The sequence below is a fragment of the Neobacillus ginsengisoli genome, from assembly GCF_030813055.1.
Genome location: NZ_JAUSTW010000002.1, coordinates 465,069 through 479,328, shown reverse-complemented (window position 1 = coordinate 479,328; position 14,260 = coordinate 465,069). Strand labels below are relative to the sequence as shown.

Below are 14,260 nucleotides of genomic sequence, written 5' to 3'. Positions count from 1 at the left end.
TACTTTTTAAAAACGGCTTTTTTATTCTTCGTTTCCTTTATGAGTAATATAGCTTGTCATGATATTTACAGCTACATTTATCGCATCTTCACTAGGGTTTAATTTGGCATGATGTAAACCGAATGGTGAATCTACGCCGAGCCAAAACATAAACCCGGGAATTTCATCCAACATATAACCAAAGTCTTCACCTGTCATTGCTTCCCGGCATTCAATTACCTGAACGGTCGATTCCTGCTTCAAGTAATTGATAAAATCATTTGTTAGGTGCTCATCATTATATACCTGGTGATACATAGAGCCATAGTCAATGACAGCTTCACATTCAAAGCCGGTTTCAATGCCTTTTACTATGGACTTGATTCGATGTTTTACCTTTTTCATTGATTCAGGAGATAATGTCCTAATCGTTCCTTCAAGCCTTGCTTTTTCGGCAATGATGTTTTGAACTGTTCCGCCTGTTATTTTACCTATCGTTATTACAGCACTGTCTAACGGGTTAACATTCCTTGAAACTATAGTCTGAAACTGGTTGACTAAGGTACAAGCTGCAATAACCATATCATTCGTTTGATGCGGATATGCAGCATGACCGCCCTTCCCCTTTAAATCAATAAATAACTCCGAGGTGTTGGCAAACAATAATCCATCTTTTAATGCAATCGTTCCAACAGGATATTCAGGTGCAATATGCAAAGCAAAAATCATGTCAGGCTTCCACTGTTGCATGATTTCTGACTTTAACATCGGCTCTGCACCACCCGGCCCTTCCTCAGCCGGCTGAAAGATAAACAGAAGATCATCATGTATTTCATTATGAACAAAGTGGGTGAGCACACCGAGAGCAATACTCATATGTAAATCATGTCCACATGCATGCATTTGGTTATTATGTGTAGATGAAAAGGGTAAACCTGTTTGTTCCTCTATCGGCAAGCCATCAATGTCTGTTCTGTATCCAATTGTTTTCTTGGGACTCATGCCATACACTTTGACAAACAAACCCGTCTTCCATTTTTTGATTTCAATTCTTTCTTGAGGTAAGGATTGAATATAGGATAATAAATAGTCCTGAGTCTTGAACTCCTGAAACCCCAATTCAGGTATTTGATGAAGGTCGCGGCGAATTTTCACATAAGTATTCATCTCTTCACTCCCGATACTAGAAAGAAAGCGTGGATCACTCCACGCTAACATATATTATGATTATAATTTACGGAGTTCTTGTTTGATTTCGGTTTTAGACTTTGTTTTTTCATCAATATCTTTAATTTTTCTAGCCGGAGTACCTGCTACAACAGTATATGGTGCGACGTCATCAATAACAACAGCTCCCGCTGCAACAACGGCACCTTTTCCAATCGTTACCCCTTCAAGAACTACAGCATTGGCACCAATTACAACATCATCTTCAACGACTACAGGCTTTGCAGACGGCGGCTCAATTACACCTGCTAATACTGTACCTGCACCAATGTGACAATTCTTCCCAACTGTTGCTCTTCCGCCTAAAACAACATTCATATCAATCATCGTCTTTTCGCCAATGACTGAACCAATATTGATAACAGCTCCCATCATGATGACGGCATTATCGCCAATTTCAACCTGATCACGGATAAAAGCTCCCGGTTCAATACGTGCGTTAATATTTTTTGTATTCAATAATGGGATAGCTGAATTACGTCGATCGTTTTCAACGACAAAATCTTCTATTTTTTCTTTATTTGCTTCTAATACGCTATTAATTTCGGACCACTCACCGAAAATTACACCGGAGTTCCCATTGATAAAAGTCTTTGCATCGCTGCCAAATTCAAGCCCTGTCAGATCCCCTTTTAAGTAAACCTTGACTGGAGTAGATTTTTTACTATTCCCAATAAAAGCAATAATTTCATTTGCATCCATCATTTTCATATGAGTACCCCCTATTTGTCCTTGCTAAAAAATACTTTAACAAACAAAAGAAATGAAAACAAGAAAAAACAATCCCTTTAGACCAGTGATTCATCGGTATGTTCTTTTATTAAGTCCACAAATGCTTGAACTTGCTTTAGTTGGAAGGCAGACTCATACCCTAATAGCCATGTATCCCTTTTAAGCGGGTCATTATTTTGATCAACCAGTGGAATTTTAAAAAGATTTTTTTCAGTGTTATTGAGGGTAATGGCCGGCAAAATAGAATATCCGATTCCATTAAAGGTCATTTGTTTGCACGTCTCAATTTGGTCTACCACAATGGTCCGCTTTGGAGAAGTTTTAAAGTTTCGCATCCACCAATCTTGAATTTCCTGATAGTAATTGGAGTCACTTTTAAATTGGATAAAGGGACGATCCGTTTCTAACACCTGTTCAGGTTTTGTAATCTCCCGATCAACTAAATATAACGGATCATTGAAAAGATGTATTTTAACACCTTTCCAATCAGGAGTTCCTCTAATAATCCCAATATGTACTTGATCATCGTATAAACATTTTAAAATATCGCTGCTCCAACCCGTTAACAGGGAAATTTTGGCTTGCGGATAGGTATCAATAAACTTCTTTAATACTTGCGGAAGCCAATTTTGTCCCACAATAGAAGCCGCTGCAATTTTTAATGTTCCGGAAACTCCTGCCTGGAGAGAGTGGATGGTTTCCCAAACCTTTTCCTGTTTAAGAAGCACCTCATTGACAAATTGAATCACGTGCTCGCCTGCAGGGGTAAGGGATAAGCCTTTTTGCGAGCGAATAAATAATTTTGTTCCCCATTCTTTTTCAATTGTTTGCAATCTTTGTGAAAGTGCGGGCTGAGACACAAAAAGCCGTTCTGAAGCTTTGCGCATATTCATTTCTTGCGCTAAAACCGATAATAATTGAAATTCCGATAATGAGGACAAAGGCATCCCTCTTCATATGTTTTTCTTAATTATAATTTTTAAAATAATAAATTTCATTAAAAACGTTTTAAAAAAAAGAAGCTCTGTAAAATTAAACAGAGCTTTGATCTTTTTTCGGTATAAAAAAAATGAAAACTAAGCTTAATACTGCAAATGTAAGAACAACATAATAAACAGTATGTAAAGATAGTGTTAACCCATCTTGGAGGATAGTTTTCACCGTTTCTGTCAGCTTATTCCGCTCGCTTTCTTTCAAAAGGAAATTGGCTGAATTCACTGTTAACCCTTTGACTGTATCAGTTACATTCTTTGATAAGTAATTACTCAAGCGATTGTTAAGAATTCCACCAAACAAAGCAGCACCAATCGTGTTCCCGAGATTTCGCATGAACATATTAGCCGCCGTAGCAATTCCTCTCTGCTGCCAGCCAACGTTACTTTGAATCGAGACAATGAATGCAGTTGAAGTCAAACCCATTCCGACACCGACAAAAAACGAACCGGATGCTGCCCAAACAGGACCGGAAGAAGCAGACATTGTCACAAAAGCGATACTCCCTAAGATTAATGTTACGCCCCCAATGATCGAAGTTTCCCGATAACCAATGGTTATTAGCATCCTTCCGGAAAGCGTTGAGGCAATCGGCCAACCAATTGACATAGCGGTTAAAGTAAATCCAGCGACGATTGCAGTTTGTTCCATTACACCTTGGACAAAAGTAGGTAAAAAACTTGAAATACCAATTAACATAATTCCCGTAGTTAAAGACGTAATATTCGCAATAAAAATTGAGCGTTCCTTCCAAATAGTAAATGGCATGATCGGCTCTTTTGCACGCTTTTCTTGAAAAACAAAACCAATAATCGCAATTGCAAACAATGCAAAGAGGCTAAACGTTTGCCATGAACCCCATGGAAAGCGGCTCCCTCCTTCAACAAGTAAAAACATTATAGAAGAGATTGCAACCGTTAAAATAATTGCGCCCATATAGTCAATTTTGTGTTTCTTCTTTTCCACATGCTCATGTAAAAAAAGGGAAAGACCAATTATTGAAAGAATTCCAAGAGGGATATTGATCCAGAATACAAAATGCCAGTTAACATACTGAACGAGTAAACCGCCTACTGCCGGTCCGGTAATAGCAGATATTCCCCAAACACTTGATAAATATCCTTGAATTTTAGCCCTTTCCTCCTGTGTATAGATGTCACCGACAATAGTTGTTGCAATTGGAGTGACAGCGCCGGCACCAAATCCCTGTATTAATCGAAATATAATCAGTGTTTGCATCGAGGTTGCATAGCCGCAAAGTAATGATCCTATTAAAAAAACAATGATTCCAAAAAATAAAATTGGTTTTCTCCCAAATAAATCAGATAATTTACCATAAATTAGAACTGTAACCGCATTCATTAGCAAGTAAGAGGAAAAAACCCAGCTATAGAGTGTAAACCCCCCTAAATCAGCGACAATTGCAGGCATCGCTGTGGAAACAATCGTAGCCTCAATAGCACCCATAAACATCGCTAACATAACGGCGGCTAATACAAGAGGTTTATTGGTTTGCCTTTTTTGCGAACTTCGTGCGGCCGGTTTCTCAATTATTTCTCCCATTTAAACACCTCTTTTGGTTTAACTAACAAAACAGCCCCCAATAAGGGAGCCGAAAAAACATATTTTACTTTTCTTTAAACCTTTTGACTATTTTCGTTAATTGATTTAATACGGTGCTTCTTGGTAAAATTCCTTCAAAAAAGCCATCTTCCGTTTCGATGCAAAGAAACGGTTGGCTCACAAGTAAATCAAGGCATGTTTTTAAAGAAGCGGTCATTCTGACACGAGGGATAGCCTTTTTCATTACCTCTTCAACTTTTTTTTCTTCTAGCTTTTCAAATTCAATTCTTTCTAAACCGAGAATCGAATCCATGATAATTGATGTACTAATTAACCCATGCAGCTTATAATGCGGGTCTAAAACAGGAATGGCTGTATAGCCGCTTTTTGTTAAAACTAATAGTGCATGTTCTAGATTATTACCAACCTGAACATGTGCGACCCGTTCAGAAGGTATCATTAAATCTTTAATTGTTAATTCTAAAAATTCCCCACTGTGAAGACTAATCATTACCGAAAACTCCTCAATGTTTGTTTTACCACATATATATTTTACCATAGGTTCCCAAGGGGAGTGAATCTTTTGAAACCGCTTTTGAAAAAGAAAGGAACCATTAAGGTTCCTATTGAATTAAATCAAATATTTCAATTGTAATCATATCGACATTATCAAATTGATAACGTTTTGGTTTTTCCTTTTCGTTATATACTTCCAATTCAAATGTTTCCGTTTTGGGATGATATGTTACCTGACACTTTCTTTCACCATTTACCTCGAAATAGCGTTGTGCCGGTTCCCCTCCGCCCGATTGTTCCTGAAGGTTTTTTAAACGGGTTAATATACCTTGAAGCTGTGACATATGCTTATCTCCTTTCAAACACAAACAAACTTCCTACTGTTATATTTCTCTTTTGGCATATTTCTATCCTTATGGATTATTTTCAGAATTTTATATCTAAAATTTTTTTATACCAATATTAAAAGAATAAAATAACAGAGCCCATTTGTCCAAGCAAAAATGAAAGAAAATGATATTTTTTAATAAAAGTCTTAAAAAATTAAAACTTACTCTTGAATTTGACTTCGACATTTTAATAAAAAAGCTGCCTATAATGGAGAATTGAAAACACCCTACTTCGTTTTGTTTTATTTTTTGCTTTTTCTATAATATTTTTAGGAATATTATTATACAAAAATTTATCCACCTTCCAATCATCAGAGATCTTTTTCAGGAGCAGCCCCTCATAATGGCTTTTATAACCAACGGGACCTTCTGTACTGGCGGGAAAATATTCAAAGACATAAATCTCATCTGAACCAATGACAACTTTTGTTTTATTAGAAAAGTGGTAAAAGGGTATGTAATATTGGGCAAAATCAGAGCCATAGGTTATATACTTTCCTCCCTCTTTAACAATATTTTCGTTCCAAAAGGCCTGCTGAAATTGATGGGAAAAATAGGGATTTAATATATCGGTAATCTCTTCTTTTGTCCGGAACTGATTACTTAAAGATACCTGCGCTTCGAAAGCACCGTGTAAAAAATCAAAAACATCATTTCTATTGTTTAAATTAGTTTTTGCTTGTGAAGATAAAGGCATAATTAATAAAAATATAATTAAAAAAAAGAATAATTTCTTCATGAATCTTTCCCCCTTCCATTATCGCTCAACTTAAATTAATATTGATTTTATCAATAAATATTCCTCTAGAATAAATATATCTTTCGTAATAAATCAGCAGAATAAGACATATTCAAACAATATACCTGTTAATTATTCAGAATCCTCCTATAAATGTCGTTATTTTAGGAGGATTCAAACATGTCTTTTGACTTATAATTATGGTCCGGCCCCAAATAAAAATAGGCCTCAATATAGAGACCTATCATAAATACGTAATGGCAACAAAAAGGATAATAAATAGCACTAGGGCAAAAAAGATGCCGTATGATAAAAAAATGGGGTTGCGCATATAGACATTATGCTGTACCGGCTTTGGTAATTGGGAATCAATTTCACCATCAACAGTTTTCTGCTGTCTTGCCTCAGACCATGTAAAAATAAGTGCTACTGCCAGAATTCCAAAAATAGCAATGGCCAGGATATTAACAAAAAGATTCATGAGCTTTCTTCTCCTTCAGAAGTGGTTACTTCTAAAGTACCACTCCATGAAGCATTCTATTCAGTGAACCTCATAGTAATTGATCATGTTCAAATAAATATTGATAGGAGATATCCATAAATAAATATTCATTCCCATTCATCGGAAATGAAAAAGTACGGATCGATTCCCCTGTTTCAATATCACTGTACAAGTCGGACAAAATTCCTCTTTTTTCATTCCTCATTTTAATAATATTCTCCAGAAAATACGGGCGCCAGCTCCAATTTTTATGCATATATTCTGTTTGTGTACTCCAGCCATTTTGACCTTTAAAAATATTCGATGATTTTTGAAACCCATCCTCATCACAAACATACATACGAAAAACAATTTGATCCATTTCCTTTATTAAAGCTTGAAATAACTCTTCATAACTTGCCTTTCTATTTCTCATAACAATTTCTTGTATTGTTACTTGGAAAAATTCTGCTGTTGTATAAACAGCCTCCAATTTTCTTTTTTCATAGGAAATAAAATCATGAAATTTCTCTTTTAACCGATGCTTTAATAAGTCTATCGGAATAAACTCAGGTGATGGTGGATGTAGATAGTAGCCTTGATAATATCTGCCTCCATTTTTCCAAGCAAATTGAAGCTGATAACTCATTTCTATATTTTCAAACAATAGGGTGGCACCGATTTTCCTTGCTAACAATGATAATGTGAACAATACATCATTAAAGTTAGTTCCGGTTCCCGTCGATTTTAATGCTTGTAAATTAATTTTTAAAATATCAGGTTCAAGCTGTCCAATTCGTTCAAAATAATTACTTTGACTATCGATTCTAGCAATGGCTATTCCAATACCATAAGTCCGATAGTATTGCAGCAAGTGATCTATTTGACCTATATCTCCTTTGTAATTCCGTTCAGAAATTTCAAGAACGATTCTTTTTAATTGCAATCCCTTTTTTTCAAATTCTAAAAGCTCCTGTAAAAATGGTTCTCCATGCCCATACATTAATAAATCTGCATTTCGATTTAAAAAAATACTGACATCATCTTCAAGTTCCAAGGCTTTTTCCAGTGCTTTTTTCACTAACAACAAATCTACTTCAAATTTATATTCATCAGGAATTTGATCATCTTGAAAAAAGGGGCCCAAGCTAATAATATTTCCTTCAGAGCAATACCTTCCCAATACCTCGTAAGCAATTACGCGTTGTTCATCGGCACTAAAAATCGGTTGAAAAAAAGGAATGACATTTTCAAGATCCGTCAGGATATCCAATGCATCCATCTAAGTACCTCCAGAAAAGAATTTTTCTCATTATACCATACCCTTATATATAATACGCATAATCACCGTTTCCCGTTCGTTTCCAAAAGAATACCATCATAACACATCGGTTACAAATACATGATAAAACCAAGGTCAAAAAAGGAGCATCCGTTCCCCCTCCTTATACGGACCTAATTTATTCCAAAGACTCTTCATTTCGTACACATTCTTTTTGGTATTAAATAAATGGGAATTGAATATTAAACTATCAAGTCAAATTTTTCCCTAAAGTGAGTTTCCGGAAAAAACCCCCTGCTTTCGATACTTTTTTTAAAGACAATACGATTGACTCTTCATTTTCAAAAAATTGTTTGTTAGTATATATAAGTTAAAAAAGGAGATAGGTTGGTAGAATATATGTCTAAAAAAATAACAAGGAGATCGCTACTTAAAAGTACATTAGGTACATTGCTTACTGTTTTCGGAATGAGTTCAGGCGGATACTTTTATGCTAATCGAATTGAGCCCTCACTGCTTGATATAAACGAACTACAAATTAAACATTCCCTAATCCCTAAAAGCTTTGATGGGATAAAAATTGTCCAATTTAGCGATACTCATCTTGGTTTCCAATATAATATTAACCAGTTTAAAGGATTAATTAAAAGAATTAACGCTATTCAACCTGACTTGATTTTTTTCACAGGCGATTTAATGGACGAGCCGAATAAATATAGGGAAATCAATAAGATAGTGCCGATTTTACAGCAATTAAATGCACCTCTCGGGCAGTATTGCATTTTCGGCAACCATGATCACGGCGGATACGGTTCTGAGCTTTATCGGAATATTATGCAGGCAGCCAATTTCACTGTCCTTTTAAACGAGTCCAGACCTATTAAACTAAGGGATGGCAGCAGCATTTTTTTAATCGGAATTGATGATGCCATGCTGGGGAGCCCTGATTTGGATTTAGCCCAAAAACATGTTCCTGATAATACGTTTAAATTATTACTTTCCCATGCTCCGGACCTCGCTGACACTGCCTCAAACTATCAAATTCACTGGCAGTTAAGCGGGCACAGCCATGGAGGACAAGTAAAGATTCCGTTTGTTGGCGCACTCGTAAAACCCCCATTTGCACGAAAGTATCCTGAGGGGATCTATTCCATCGGCGAAATCAAGCCTTTATCCTTGTATGTAAACAGAGGAATTGGGACAACCCGGCTTCCGTTTCGGTTTATGGCTAAGCCTGAACTAACCGTTTTTACATTGAAATCAGAAAATACCGAATGAAAAATCCTTATCCACAATAGTGATAAGGATTTTTCATTCAGGAAATCTTTTTCCCTTATTTTATAAGCTGCAACAACATTTTTTAAAAAATTTCTTAGAATATTTTTAAATTGGGAAATAAAATGGTATAATGATGGTGTTTTAAGATAGAAAGGAGAACAAATTTTGAGTCACGATAAGAATCGCCCCCGAATTAATTTTGACCTAACCATCGAAAACCTCGCTCAAGCTGTATTTATTGTGAATCGTCACGCAAAAACAGCACCAAATCCCAAGTTTTTATATAAATTAAAGCATGAATCATTAAAAAAATTGATTGACGAAGGTAAAGCCAAAAAAATAGGGCTTCATTTCTCAGAAAACCCGCATAATAGTCAACAGCAGTCTGATGTGCTAGTAGAATGCGGAAGATACACCTTTCATATCCCTCCTATTCGAGTAGACTTTACTGAACTTCCTCATTTAGGTAAATTGGATGGGCGTGTTAGAAACCCAAAGGCAACACTATCATTAAATCAAGCAAAAGCGATTTTACAATCCTATACCGGTATCTCAGAATCCAAACCTCCATCAAATAACAACCGAAATCAGCGCACTTACCAAAAACCAATCTTCAAAAAATTAGGTGAAAGATATTCCTAATATAATGAAAAAGCCGGGATTTTCCGGCTTTTTCATTATATCTCCCCAAGTTCGTGATGTTTTTGTGAACACTATCACAAAGATATAGACTCACAAGAAAAACAATCTTACAATGAAATCATAAAGAGGAAACAATAACGAAAATCGAGGTAGTAAATTTTAAAAGAGGTGCTTTTATCATGAAAGGAACAGCAATTCTTTTTCAAGAGCAAAATATCATGTATATCGAAGACATTGATCAATCAGTTTTCAAAGAAATAAAAGATCAATGCGGCTGTAAACATTGCAGCTGCAGTCTCGAAAATAAAGTAGTAGATTTCGGAGCTGTGTCACCGGTTTTCTGGCATGAAGACGAGGTTGACTGGGACTACGGATATTAATTGTTAGTAATTTAGCTCTCTTATTTGATATATAACTCCCCTTCCCCCTAAAACGGTCTGATATAAATTCAGACCGTTTTTTTTTTGATTTCTCAATCTATTCCCAAAACAACGCCATTACCTTGTAAATAACTAAACATGGTAGAATATTTTTCTAAATCAGTCTATAATCAGTATTATTCTTGGAAAATGTACGTCAGTAATTTGAGTTTAAGGGAAGGATGAACAAGGTGGAACACTTAGTAAATCAAAAGGTTAGAGATTTAGAAATCTCAGGAATTAGAAAATTTTTCAATTTAGTATCCCATATAGATGATCTGATTTCACTTACAATCGGGCAGCCTGATTTCCCCACTCCGGAACACGTGAAAAAAGCAGGGATACAGGCGATTGAGGATAACTTTACCTCCTATACGCACAATGCTGGAATCCTTGAATTAAGAGAAGCTGCATGCAATTTTGTAGCAGAAAGATATGGGATACATTATAAACCTGAATCGGAAGTAATTGTTACGATGGGTGCCAGTGAGGCAATTGATATTGCTTTCCGAACTATTTTAACAGAAGGAATGGAAGTAATTCTACCGGGTCCTATTTACCCCGGTTATGAACCGATTATTCGCCTTTGCGGTGCAATTCCTGTCCATGTGGATGTTACACAAAATCAATTTCGTTTCACATTAGAAATGATTAAACCATTTATTAACGATAAAACACGTTGCATCGTTCTCCCGTACCCTTCAAATCCAACCGGTGTAAGTCTCACGGAAAAGGAGCTTCAAGAGATAGCGAGCTATTTACAGGAACGAAATATATTTGTTCTCGCCGATGAGATCTATAGTGAACTCACTTTTGATCAATCACATAAATCCATTGCTTCGTTTCTAAAAGAGAAGACGATTGTCATCAATGGCTTATCTAAATCCCATTCAATGACAGGCTGGAGGATTGGTTTTTTGTTTGCTCCGGAAAACATTACAAAACATATATTAAAAGTTCATCAATATAATGTATCCTGTGCCAATTCGATTGCTCAAAAAGCTGCACTTGAAGCATTAACAAAGGGAATCGATGATGCTCTTCCAATGAAAAAAGAATACGAAGGAAGAAGAGACTATTGTTTTGACCGCCTTCATTCCATGGGCCTATCTGTGATCAAGCCTGATGGCGCTTTTTATTTTTTTGTCAAGATTCCAAGCTCTATCCCATTAAACAGCTTTGATTTTGCTCTTGAGCTTGTTAATAAATCAAAAGTGGCTGTCGTTCCGGGAAGTGCCTTTTCTGAATACGGTGAAGGTTATTTTCGATTATCATATGCCTGTTCCATGGAAACTTTAGAACTCGGACTGGACCGTATTGAAAAGTACCTAAAAAAATAATGGAAACACCCTCACTTTAATGAGGGTGTTTCCATTTATTGTCCATTATATTTTCCGTTATTTTTCGGTGCCTTTTCCTTCTTAGCTTTATCTTTATGAATTTTATTTGTAGCCGCTGAACCCATTTCATGGGCAAATTCTTCATTTAATTTTGCAGAATCAAAGCCCTTTTTATTTTTTTGTTCCGGATCATTCTTTTTCGTACGTTTTGCCATCAAAATTCCTCCCAATCAGATATCTATGATAGTTTCTTGAATTGAGGAGGAATTTATTCATAGTGATTTAGTTCTGCCAATATTTATAAAGAGCTTGCGTTCCACTATTTTCTTCGCCCTTTTCAACTAATTGTTCATATAAAGATTTAGCTAAAGACAATCCGGGTACATCCATACCCATGTGCTCTGCTTCATCAATGGCAATTTTCATATCCTTTATAAAATGCTTTATGTAAAAACCGGGTTCAAAATTCCCTTTCAACATTCTTGGAACAAGATTGCTTAACGACCAACTGCCCGCAGCCCCGGCTGTAATACTTTTTAATACATTTTCCGAATTTAAACCTGCTTTTTCGGCATAAATAATAGCCTCACAGACACCAATCATATTGGAGGCAATCGCTATTTGATTGCTCATCTTAGTGTGTTGCCCGGAACCCGCCCTTCCTTGATAAACAATATTTGTTCCAAGGTGCTCTAAGAGTACGCGAACAGCTTCAAATGCTTCTTTTTCACCACCGACCATTATCGAAAGCTTTGCTTCCCTAGCTCCAACATCTCCACCTGAAACGGGAGCATCTAATGCCTGAATTCCTCTCTTTTTCGCTTCTTCATATATTTTCACAGCAAGTGAAGGAGCGGAAGTCGTCATATCAATCAAATAACTTCCTATTCTCCCATTGGGAATCAATCCATTTTCCCCAAAATATACTTCTTCCACATCTTTTGGATAGCCTACCATCGTGATAATTACCGTTGCCTTTTCAGCCACTTCTTTTGCTGTTTCCGCCCATTGTGCACCTTTATTAAGTAGCGCTTCCGCCTTTTCCTTTGTTCTGCTTGTAACAACCATAGAATAGCCGGCGGTCATTAAATGTTCTGCCATGCTTTTTCCCATTACACCGATTCCTATAAATCCAATTACCGTATTTTTTGGAGTTAACAAATTTATCTTTCCTTCCTATCATTTCTCTATTTTATTTTAGCACTTGTATATTGTTTAGGAAAAGAATTCATAAAAATACCGGAACGTTTAATCGCTCCGGTAGAGTGCTCCATCTCCAAATTTATGCACATTTTTATTGTGTCCTTGCTCCTCCAAAGATAAACTCGAATTAAAGTTCTGAAGAAAAGTTTGTTAAATAGGCACGTCCAAGGACCTCTTGATTATTAAACACTTCAATAGAAACCGCTTTGTTTTTTTCAATCATCTTTTCAAGCTGATAAATATGTAAATCTCGTTTTAAAGGAATTGGTGCCATAAAAATATACTTTTCACTTTTGTCTTTTACCTCTAAAAATTCTCCGTTAAGTACCTGATCGTCACCGTAAACAATTTCACGTTTCCCGATGGCTGCAGCTAATTGGTCATTGTGAATCGTGATTTTTACCTTATATAATTGATGACCGGCTAAAATTTCATTATTAATCCGAAAACGAAATTGAAGTTCATTATTTTTTGTAAGCAAAGCATCCGCATAGCGGTTTACAATTATCTCATTTGTGAAAGGAATCCCACATCCGGAAATAATTGATGAAAAAAATATCACTGCCACTAGTACAAGATTATGTCGAAAATTTCTAAACATATGAACACTCCTTTATGTTTTTACCATAGCCAAAACATCTTGGTAATAAACGTAAGAAGCGGTTAATTAAGGTAGTAGTAATTAAACGACTAAATAGACTTTATCATTCCACCATCTACTAGAAAAGAACTACCCGTCATATATGAATTAGCATCAGAAAGCAGAAACACAGCAACGTTGGCAAATTCCTCAGGTGTCCCATATCGTTTTAAAGGAATTCCTTCCTTAACTTGTAACTCAATTGATTCCCGATTAATCCCCTGCTTATCTGCATTAATTTGATCCAAGTGTTTCACACGTTCCGTGGCAATGCGACCGGGTGCGATTGTATTAATTAAAATATTATACGGTGCCAACTCAGAAGCCAGTGTTTTTGAGAGCCCAACAATTCCTGTTCTATATGTATTTGAGAGTATTAGCCCCGGAATGGGTTCTTTTATTGAAGAAGAAGCGATATTGAGTATTTTTCCACCTTGTTGTTTTAAATATGGCAGGGCTTCCCTTATCATCCGAACATAAGACAGTAAATTTAATTCAAATGCCTGATACCAATGATCATCGGTTAAATCTTCAAATGAGCTTGCAGGCGGTCCGCCGGCATTATTGACGAGCATATCGATACTACTAAAGGTTACAATTGTTTTGGAAACAAGCTGTTTAATTTCTTCCACATTTGTAATATCTGTCTTTTGATAAGCAACTTTACCTGCACCGATTGCTTCCAGTTCATCTGCTTTTTGTTTTAGCTTAAACTCGTCCCTACCGGAAATCATGACATTTACGCCTTCTTTCACTAGCCGTTCAGCAATGGCAAAACCCAAACCCTGACTGGAAGCAACAACTAATGCTGTTTTACCACTTAGATTCAAATTCATA

17 protein-coding genes are annotated in these 14,260 nt (G+C 36.1%); 4 read left to right on the top strand and 13 right to left on the bottom strand.

Translation table 11 applies throughout. The annotated features are described in order from the left end of the window. Positions 1-21: 21 nt before the first annotated feature. The 9 genes from J2S10_RS07825 to J2S10_RS07785 form a co-directional block, all read right to left on the bottom strand. The gene (locus tag J2S10_RS07825) at positions 22-1,146 is read right to left on the bottom strand and encodes an N-acetyldiaminopimelate deacetylase (RefSeq protein WP_307406161.1); all 1,125 of its coding nucleotides are present in this window, start codon (positions 1,144-1,146) and stop codon (positions 22-24) included. Between the two features lie 60 nt (positions 1,147-1,206). Beyond that, a complete protein-coding gene (gene dapD / locus J2S10_RS07820; RefSeq protein WP_307406159.1) occupies positions 1,207-1,917 on the bottom strand; it encodes a 2,3,4,5-tetrahydropyridine-2,6-dicarboxylate N-acetyltransferase in 711 nt (236 codons plus the stop codon). A gap of 77 nt (positions 1,918-1,994) precedes the next feature. Continuing rightward, the gene (locus J2S10_RS07815; protein ID WP_307406157.1) at positions 1,995-2,885 is read right to left on the bottom strand and encodes a LysR family transcriptional regulator; all 891 of its coding nucleotides are present in this window, start codon (positions 2,883-2,885) and stop codon (positions 1,995-1,997) included. An 85-nt stretch (positions 2,886-2,970) separates the two neighbouring features. Further along, on the bottom strand, positions 2,971-4,494 hold the full coding sequence (locus J2S10_RS07810) for an MDR family MFS transporter (protein ID WP_307406154.1): 1,524 nt from the start codon (positions 4,492-4,494) through the stop codon (positions 2,971-2,973). A 64-nt stretch (positions 4,495-4,558) separates the two neighbouring features. Next, complete coding sequence (gene cbpB / locus J2S10_RS07805) at positions 4,559-5,005, bottom strand: cyclic-di-AMP-binding protein CbpB (RefSeq protein ID WP_307406152.1); 447 nt, start codon at positions 5,003-5,005, stop codon at positions 4,559-4,561. Between the two features lie 112 nt (positions 5,006-5,117). Further along, positions 5,118-5,354, bottom strand: coding sequence for a YkuJ family protein (locus J2S10_RS07800; protein WP_307406150.1), 237 nt, complete (start codon positions 5,352-5,354; stop codon positions 5,118-5,120). A gap of 232 nt (positions 5,355-5,586) precedes the next feature. Further along, positions 5,587-6,138: a DUF3993 domain-containing protein gene (locus tag J2S10_RS07795; RefSeq protein ID WP_307406148.1), complete on the bottom strand. Its 552-nt coding sequence runs from the start codon at positions 6,136-6,138 to the stop codon at positions 5,587-5,589. Positions 6,139-6,382: 244 nt separating this feature from the next. Then, on the bottom strand, positions 6,383-6,619 hold the full coding sequence (locus J2S10_RS07790) for a hypothetical protein (protein ID WP_307406146.1): 237 nt from the start codon (positions 6,617-6,619) through the stop codon (positions 6,383-6,385). 70 nt (positions 6,620-6,689) lie between these two features. Continuing rightward, entirely contained in the window at positions 6,690-7,901 is a 1,212-nt protein-coding gene (locus J2S10_RS07785; RefSeq protein WP_307406144.1) for an EAL domain-containing protein, read from the bottom strand. A gap of 399 nt (positions 7,902-8,300) precedes the next feature. On the opposite strand from J2S10_RS07785, the gene J2S10_RS07780 reads away from it, so the two are divergent. The 4 genes from J2S10_RS07780 to J2S10_RS07765 all read left to right on the top strand — a co-directional run bounded on the left by J2S10_RS07780 (position 8,301) and on the right by J2S10_RS07765 (position 11,580). Beyond that, positions 8,301-9,179 carry a metallophosphoesterase gene (locus tag J2S10_RS07780; protein WP_307406142.1) on the top strand — a complete coding sequence of 293 codons (879 nt, stop codon included), beginning with the start codon at positions 8,301-8,303 and terminating at the stop codon, positions 9,177-9,179. Positions 9,180-9,344: 165 nt separating this feature from the next. Beyond that, positions 9,345-9,821 (top strand): YkyB family protein, encoded by a 477-nt coding sequence (locus J2S10_RS07775; RefSeq protein WP_307406140.1) that lies wholly within the window; start codon positions 9,345-9,347, stop codon positions 9,819-9,821. A 179-nt stretch (positions 9,822-10,000) separates the two neighbouring features. Next, on the top strand, positions 10,001-10,201 hold the full coding sequence (locus tag J2S10_RS07770) for a hypothetical protein (RefSeq protein WP_307406138.1): 201 nt from the start codon (positions 10,001-10,003) through the stop codon (positions 10,199-10,201). Positions 10,202-10,431: 230 nt separating this feature from the next. After that, the gene (locus J2S10_RS07765; RefSeq protein WP_307406135.1) at positions 10,432-11,580 is read left to right on the top strand and encodes an aminotransferase A; all 1,149 of its coding nucleotides are present in this window, start codon (positions 10,432-10,434) and stop codon (positions 11,578-11,580) included. Between the two features lie 35 nt (positions 11,581-11,615). On the opposite strand, the gene J2S10_RS07760 is transcribed toward J2S10_RS07765, so the two are convergent. From J2S10_RS07760 to J2S10_RS07745, 4 genes are all read right to left on the bottom strand, one after another. Continuing rightward, positions 11,616-11,795: a hypothetical protein gene (locus J2S10_RS07760; RefSeq protein ID WP_307406133.1), complete on the bottom strand. Its 180-nt coding sequence runs from the start codon at positions 11,793-11,795 to the stop codon at positions 11,616-11,618. Positions 11,796-11,862: 67 nt separating this feature from the next. Beyond that, positions 11,863-12,741 (bottom strand): NAD(P)-dependent oxidoreductase, encoded by an 879-nt coding sequence (locus tag J2S10_RS07755; protein WP_307406131.1) that lies wholly within the window; start codon positions 12,739-12,741, stop codon positions 11,863-11,865. Positions 12,742-12,910: 169 nt separating this feature from the next. Next, positions 12,911-13,384, bottom strand: a complete 474-nt coding sequence (locus J2S10_RS07750) for a hypothetical protein (protein ID WP_307406129.1) — start codon at positions 13,382-13,384, stop codon at positions 12,911-12,913. A gap of 89 nt (positions 13,385-13,473) precedes the next feature. Next, positions 13,474-14,259, bottom strand: coding sequence for an SDR family oxidoreductase (locus J2S10_RS07745; protein ID WP_307406127.1), 786 nt, complete (start codon positions 14,257-14,259; stop codon positions 13,474-13,476). Position 14,260: the final 1 nt, after the last annotated feature.

Bases quoted from the DNA above. Each gene is read 5' to 3' on its own strand.
- J2S10_RS07785 (WP_307406144.1), bottom strand. From the start codon at position 7,901: ATGGATGCATTGGATATCCTGACGGATCTTGAAAATGTCATTCCTTTT.
- cbpB (WP_307406152.1), bottom strand. From the start codon at position 5,005: ATGATTAGTCTTCACAGTGGGGAATTTTTAGAATTAACAATTAAAGAT.
- J2S10_RS07800 (WP_307406150.1), bottom strand. From the start codon at position 5,354: ATGTCACAGCTTCAAGGTATATTAACCCGTTTAAAAAACCTTCAGGAA.
- J2S10_RS07750 (WP_307406129.1), bottom strand. From the start codon at position 13,384: ATGTTTAGAAATTTTCGACATAATCTTGTACTAGTGGCAGTGATATTT.
- J2S10_RS07760 (WP_307406133.1), bottom strand. From the start codon at position 11,795: ATGGCAAAACGTACGAAAAAGAATGATCCGGAACAAAAAAATAAAAAG.
- J2S10_RS07780 (WP_307406142.1), top strand. From the start codon at position 8,301: ATGTCTAAAAAAATAACAAGGAGATCGCTACTTAAAAGTACATTAGGT.
- J2S10_RS07810 (WP_307406154.1), bottom strand. From the start codon at position 4,494: ATGGGAGAAATAATTGAGAAACCGGCCGCACGAAGTTCGCAAAAAAGG.
- J2S10_RS07825 (WP_307406161.1), bottom strand. From the start codon at position 1,146: ATGAATACTTATGTGAAAATTCGCCGCGACCTTCATCAAATACCTGAA.
- J2S10_RS07745 (WP_307406127.1), bottom strand. From the start codon at position 14,259: ATGAATTTGAATCTAAGTGGTAAAACAGCATTAGTTGTTGCTTCCAGT.
- J2S10_RS07815 (WP_307406157.1), bottom strand. From the start codon at position 2,885: ATGCCTTTGTCCTCATTATCGGAATTTCAATTATTATCGGTTTTAGCG.
- dapD (WP_307406159.1), bottom strand. From the start codon at position 1,917: ATGAAAATGATGGATGCAAATGAAATTATTGCTTTTATTGGGAATAGT.
- J2S10_RS07770 (WP_307406138.1), top strand. From the start codon at position 10,001: ATGAAAGGAACAGCAATTCTTTTTCAAGAGCAAAATATCATGTATATC.
- J2S10_RS07795 (WP_307406148.1), bottom strand. From the start codon at position 6,138: ATGAAGAAATTATTCTTTTTTTTAATTATATTTTTATTAATTATGCCT.
- J2S10_RS07790 (WP_307406146.1), bottom strand. From the start codon at position 6,619: ATGAATCTTTTTGTTAATATCCTGGCCATTGCTATTTTTGGAATTCTG.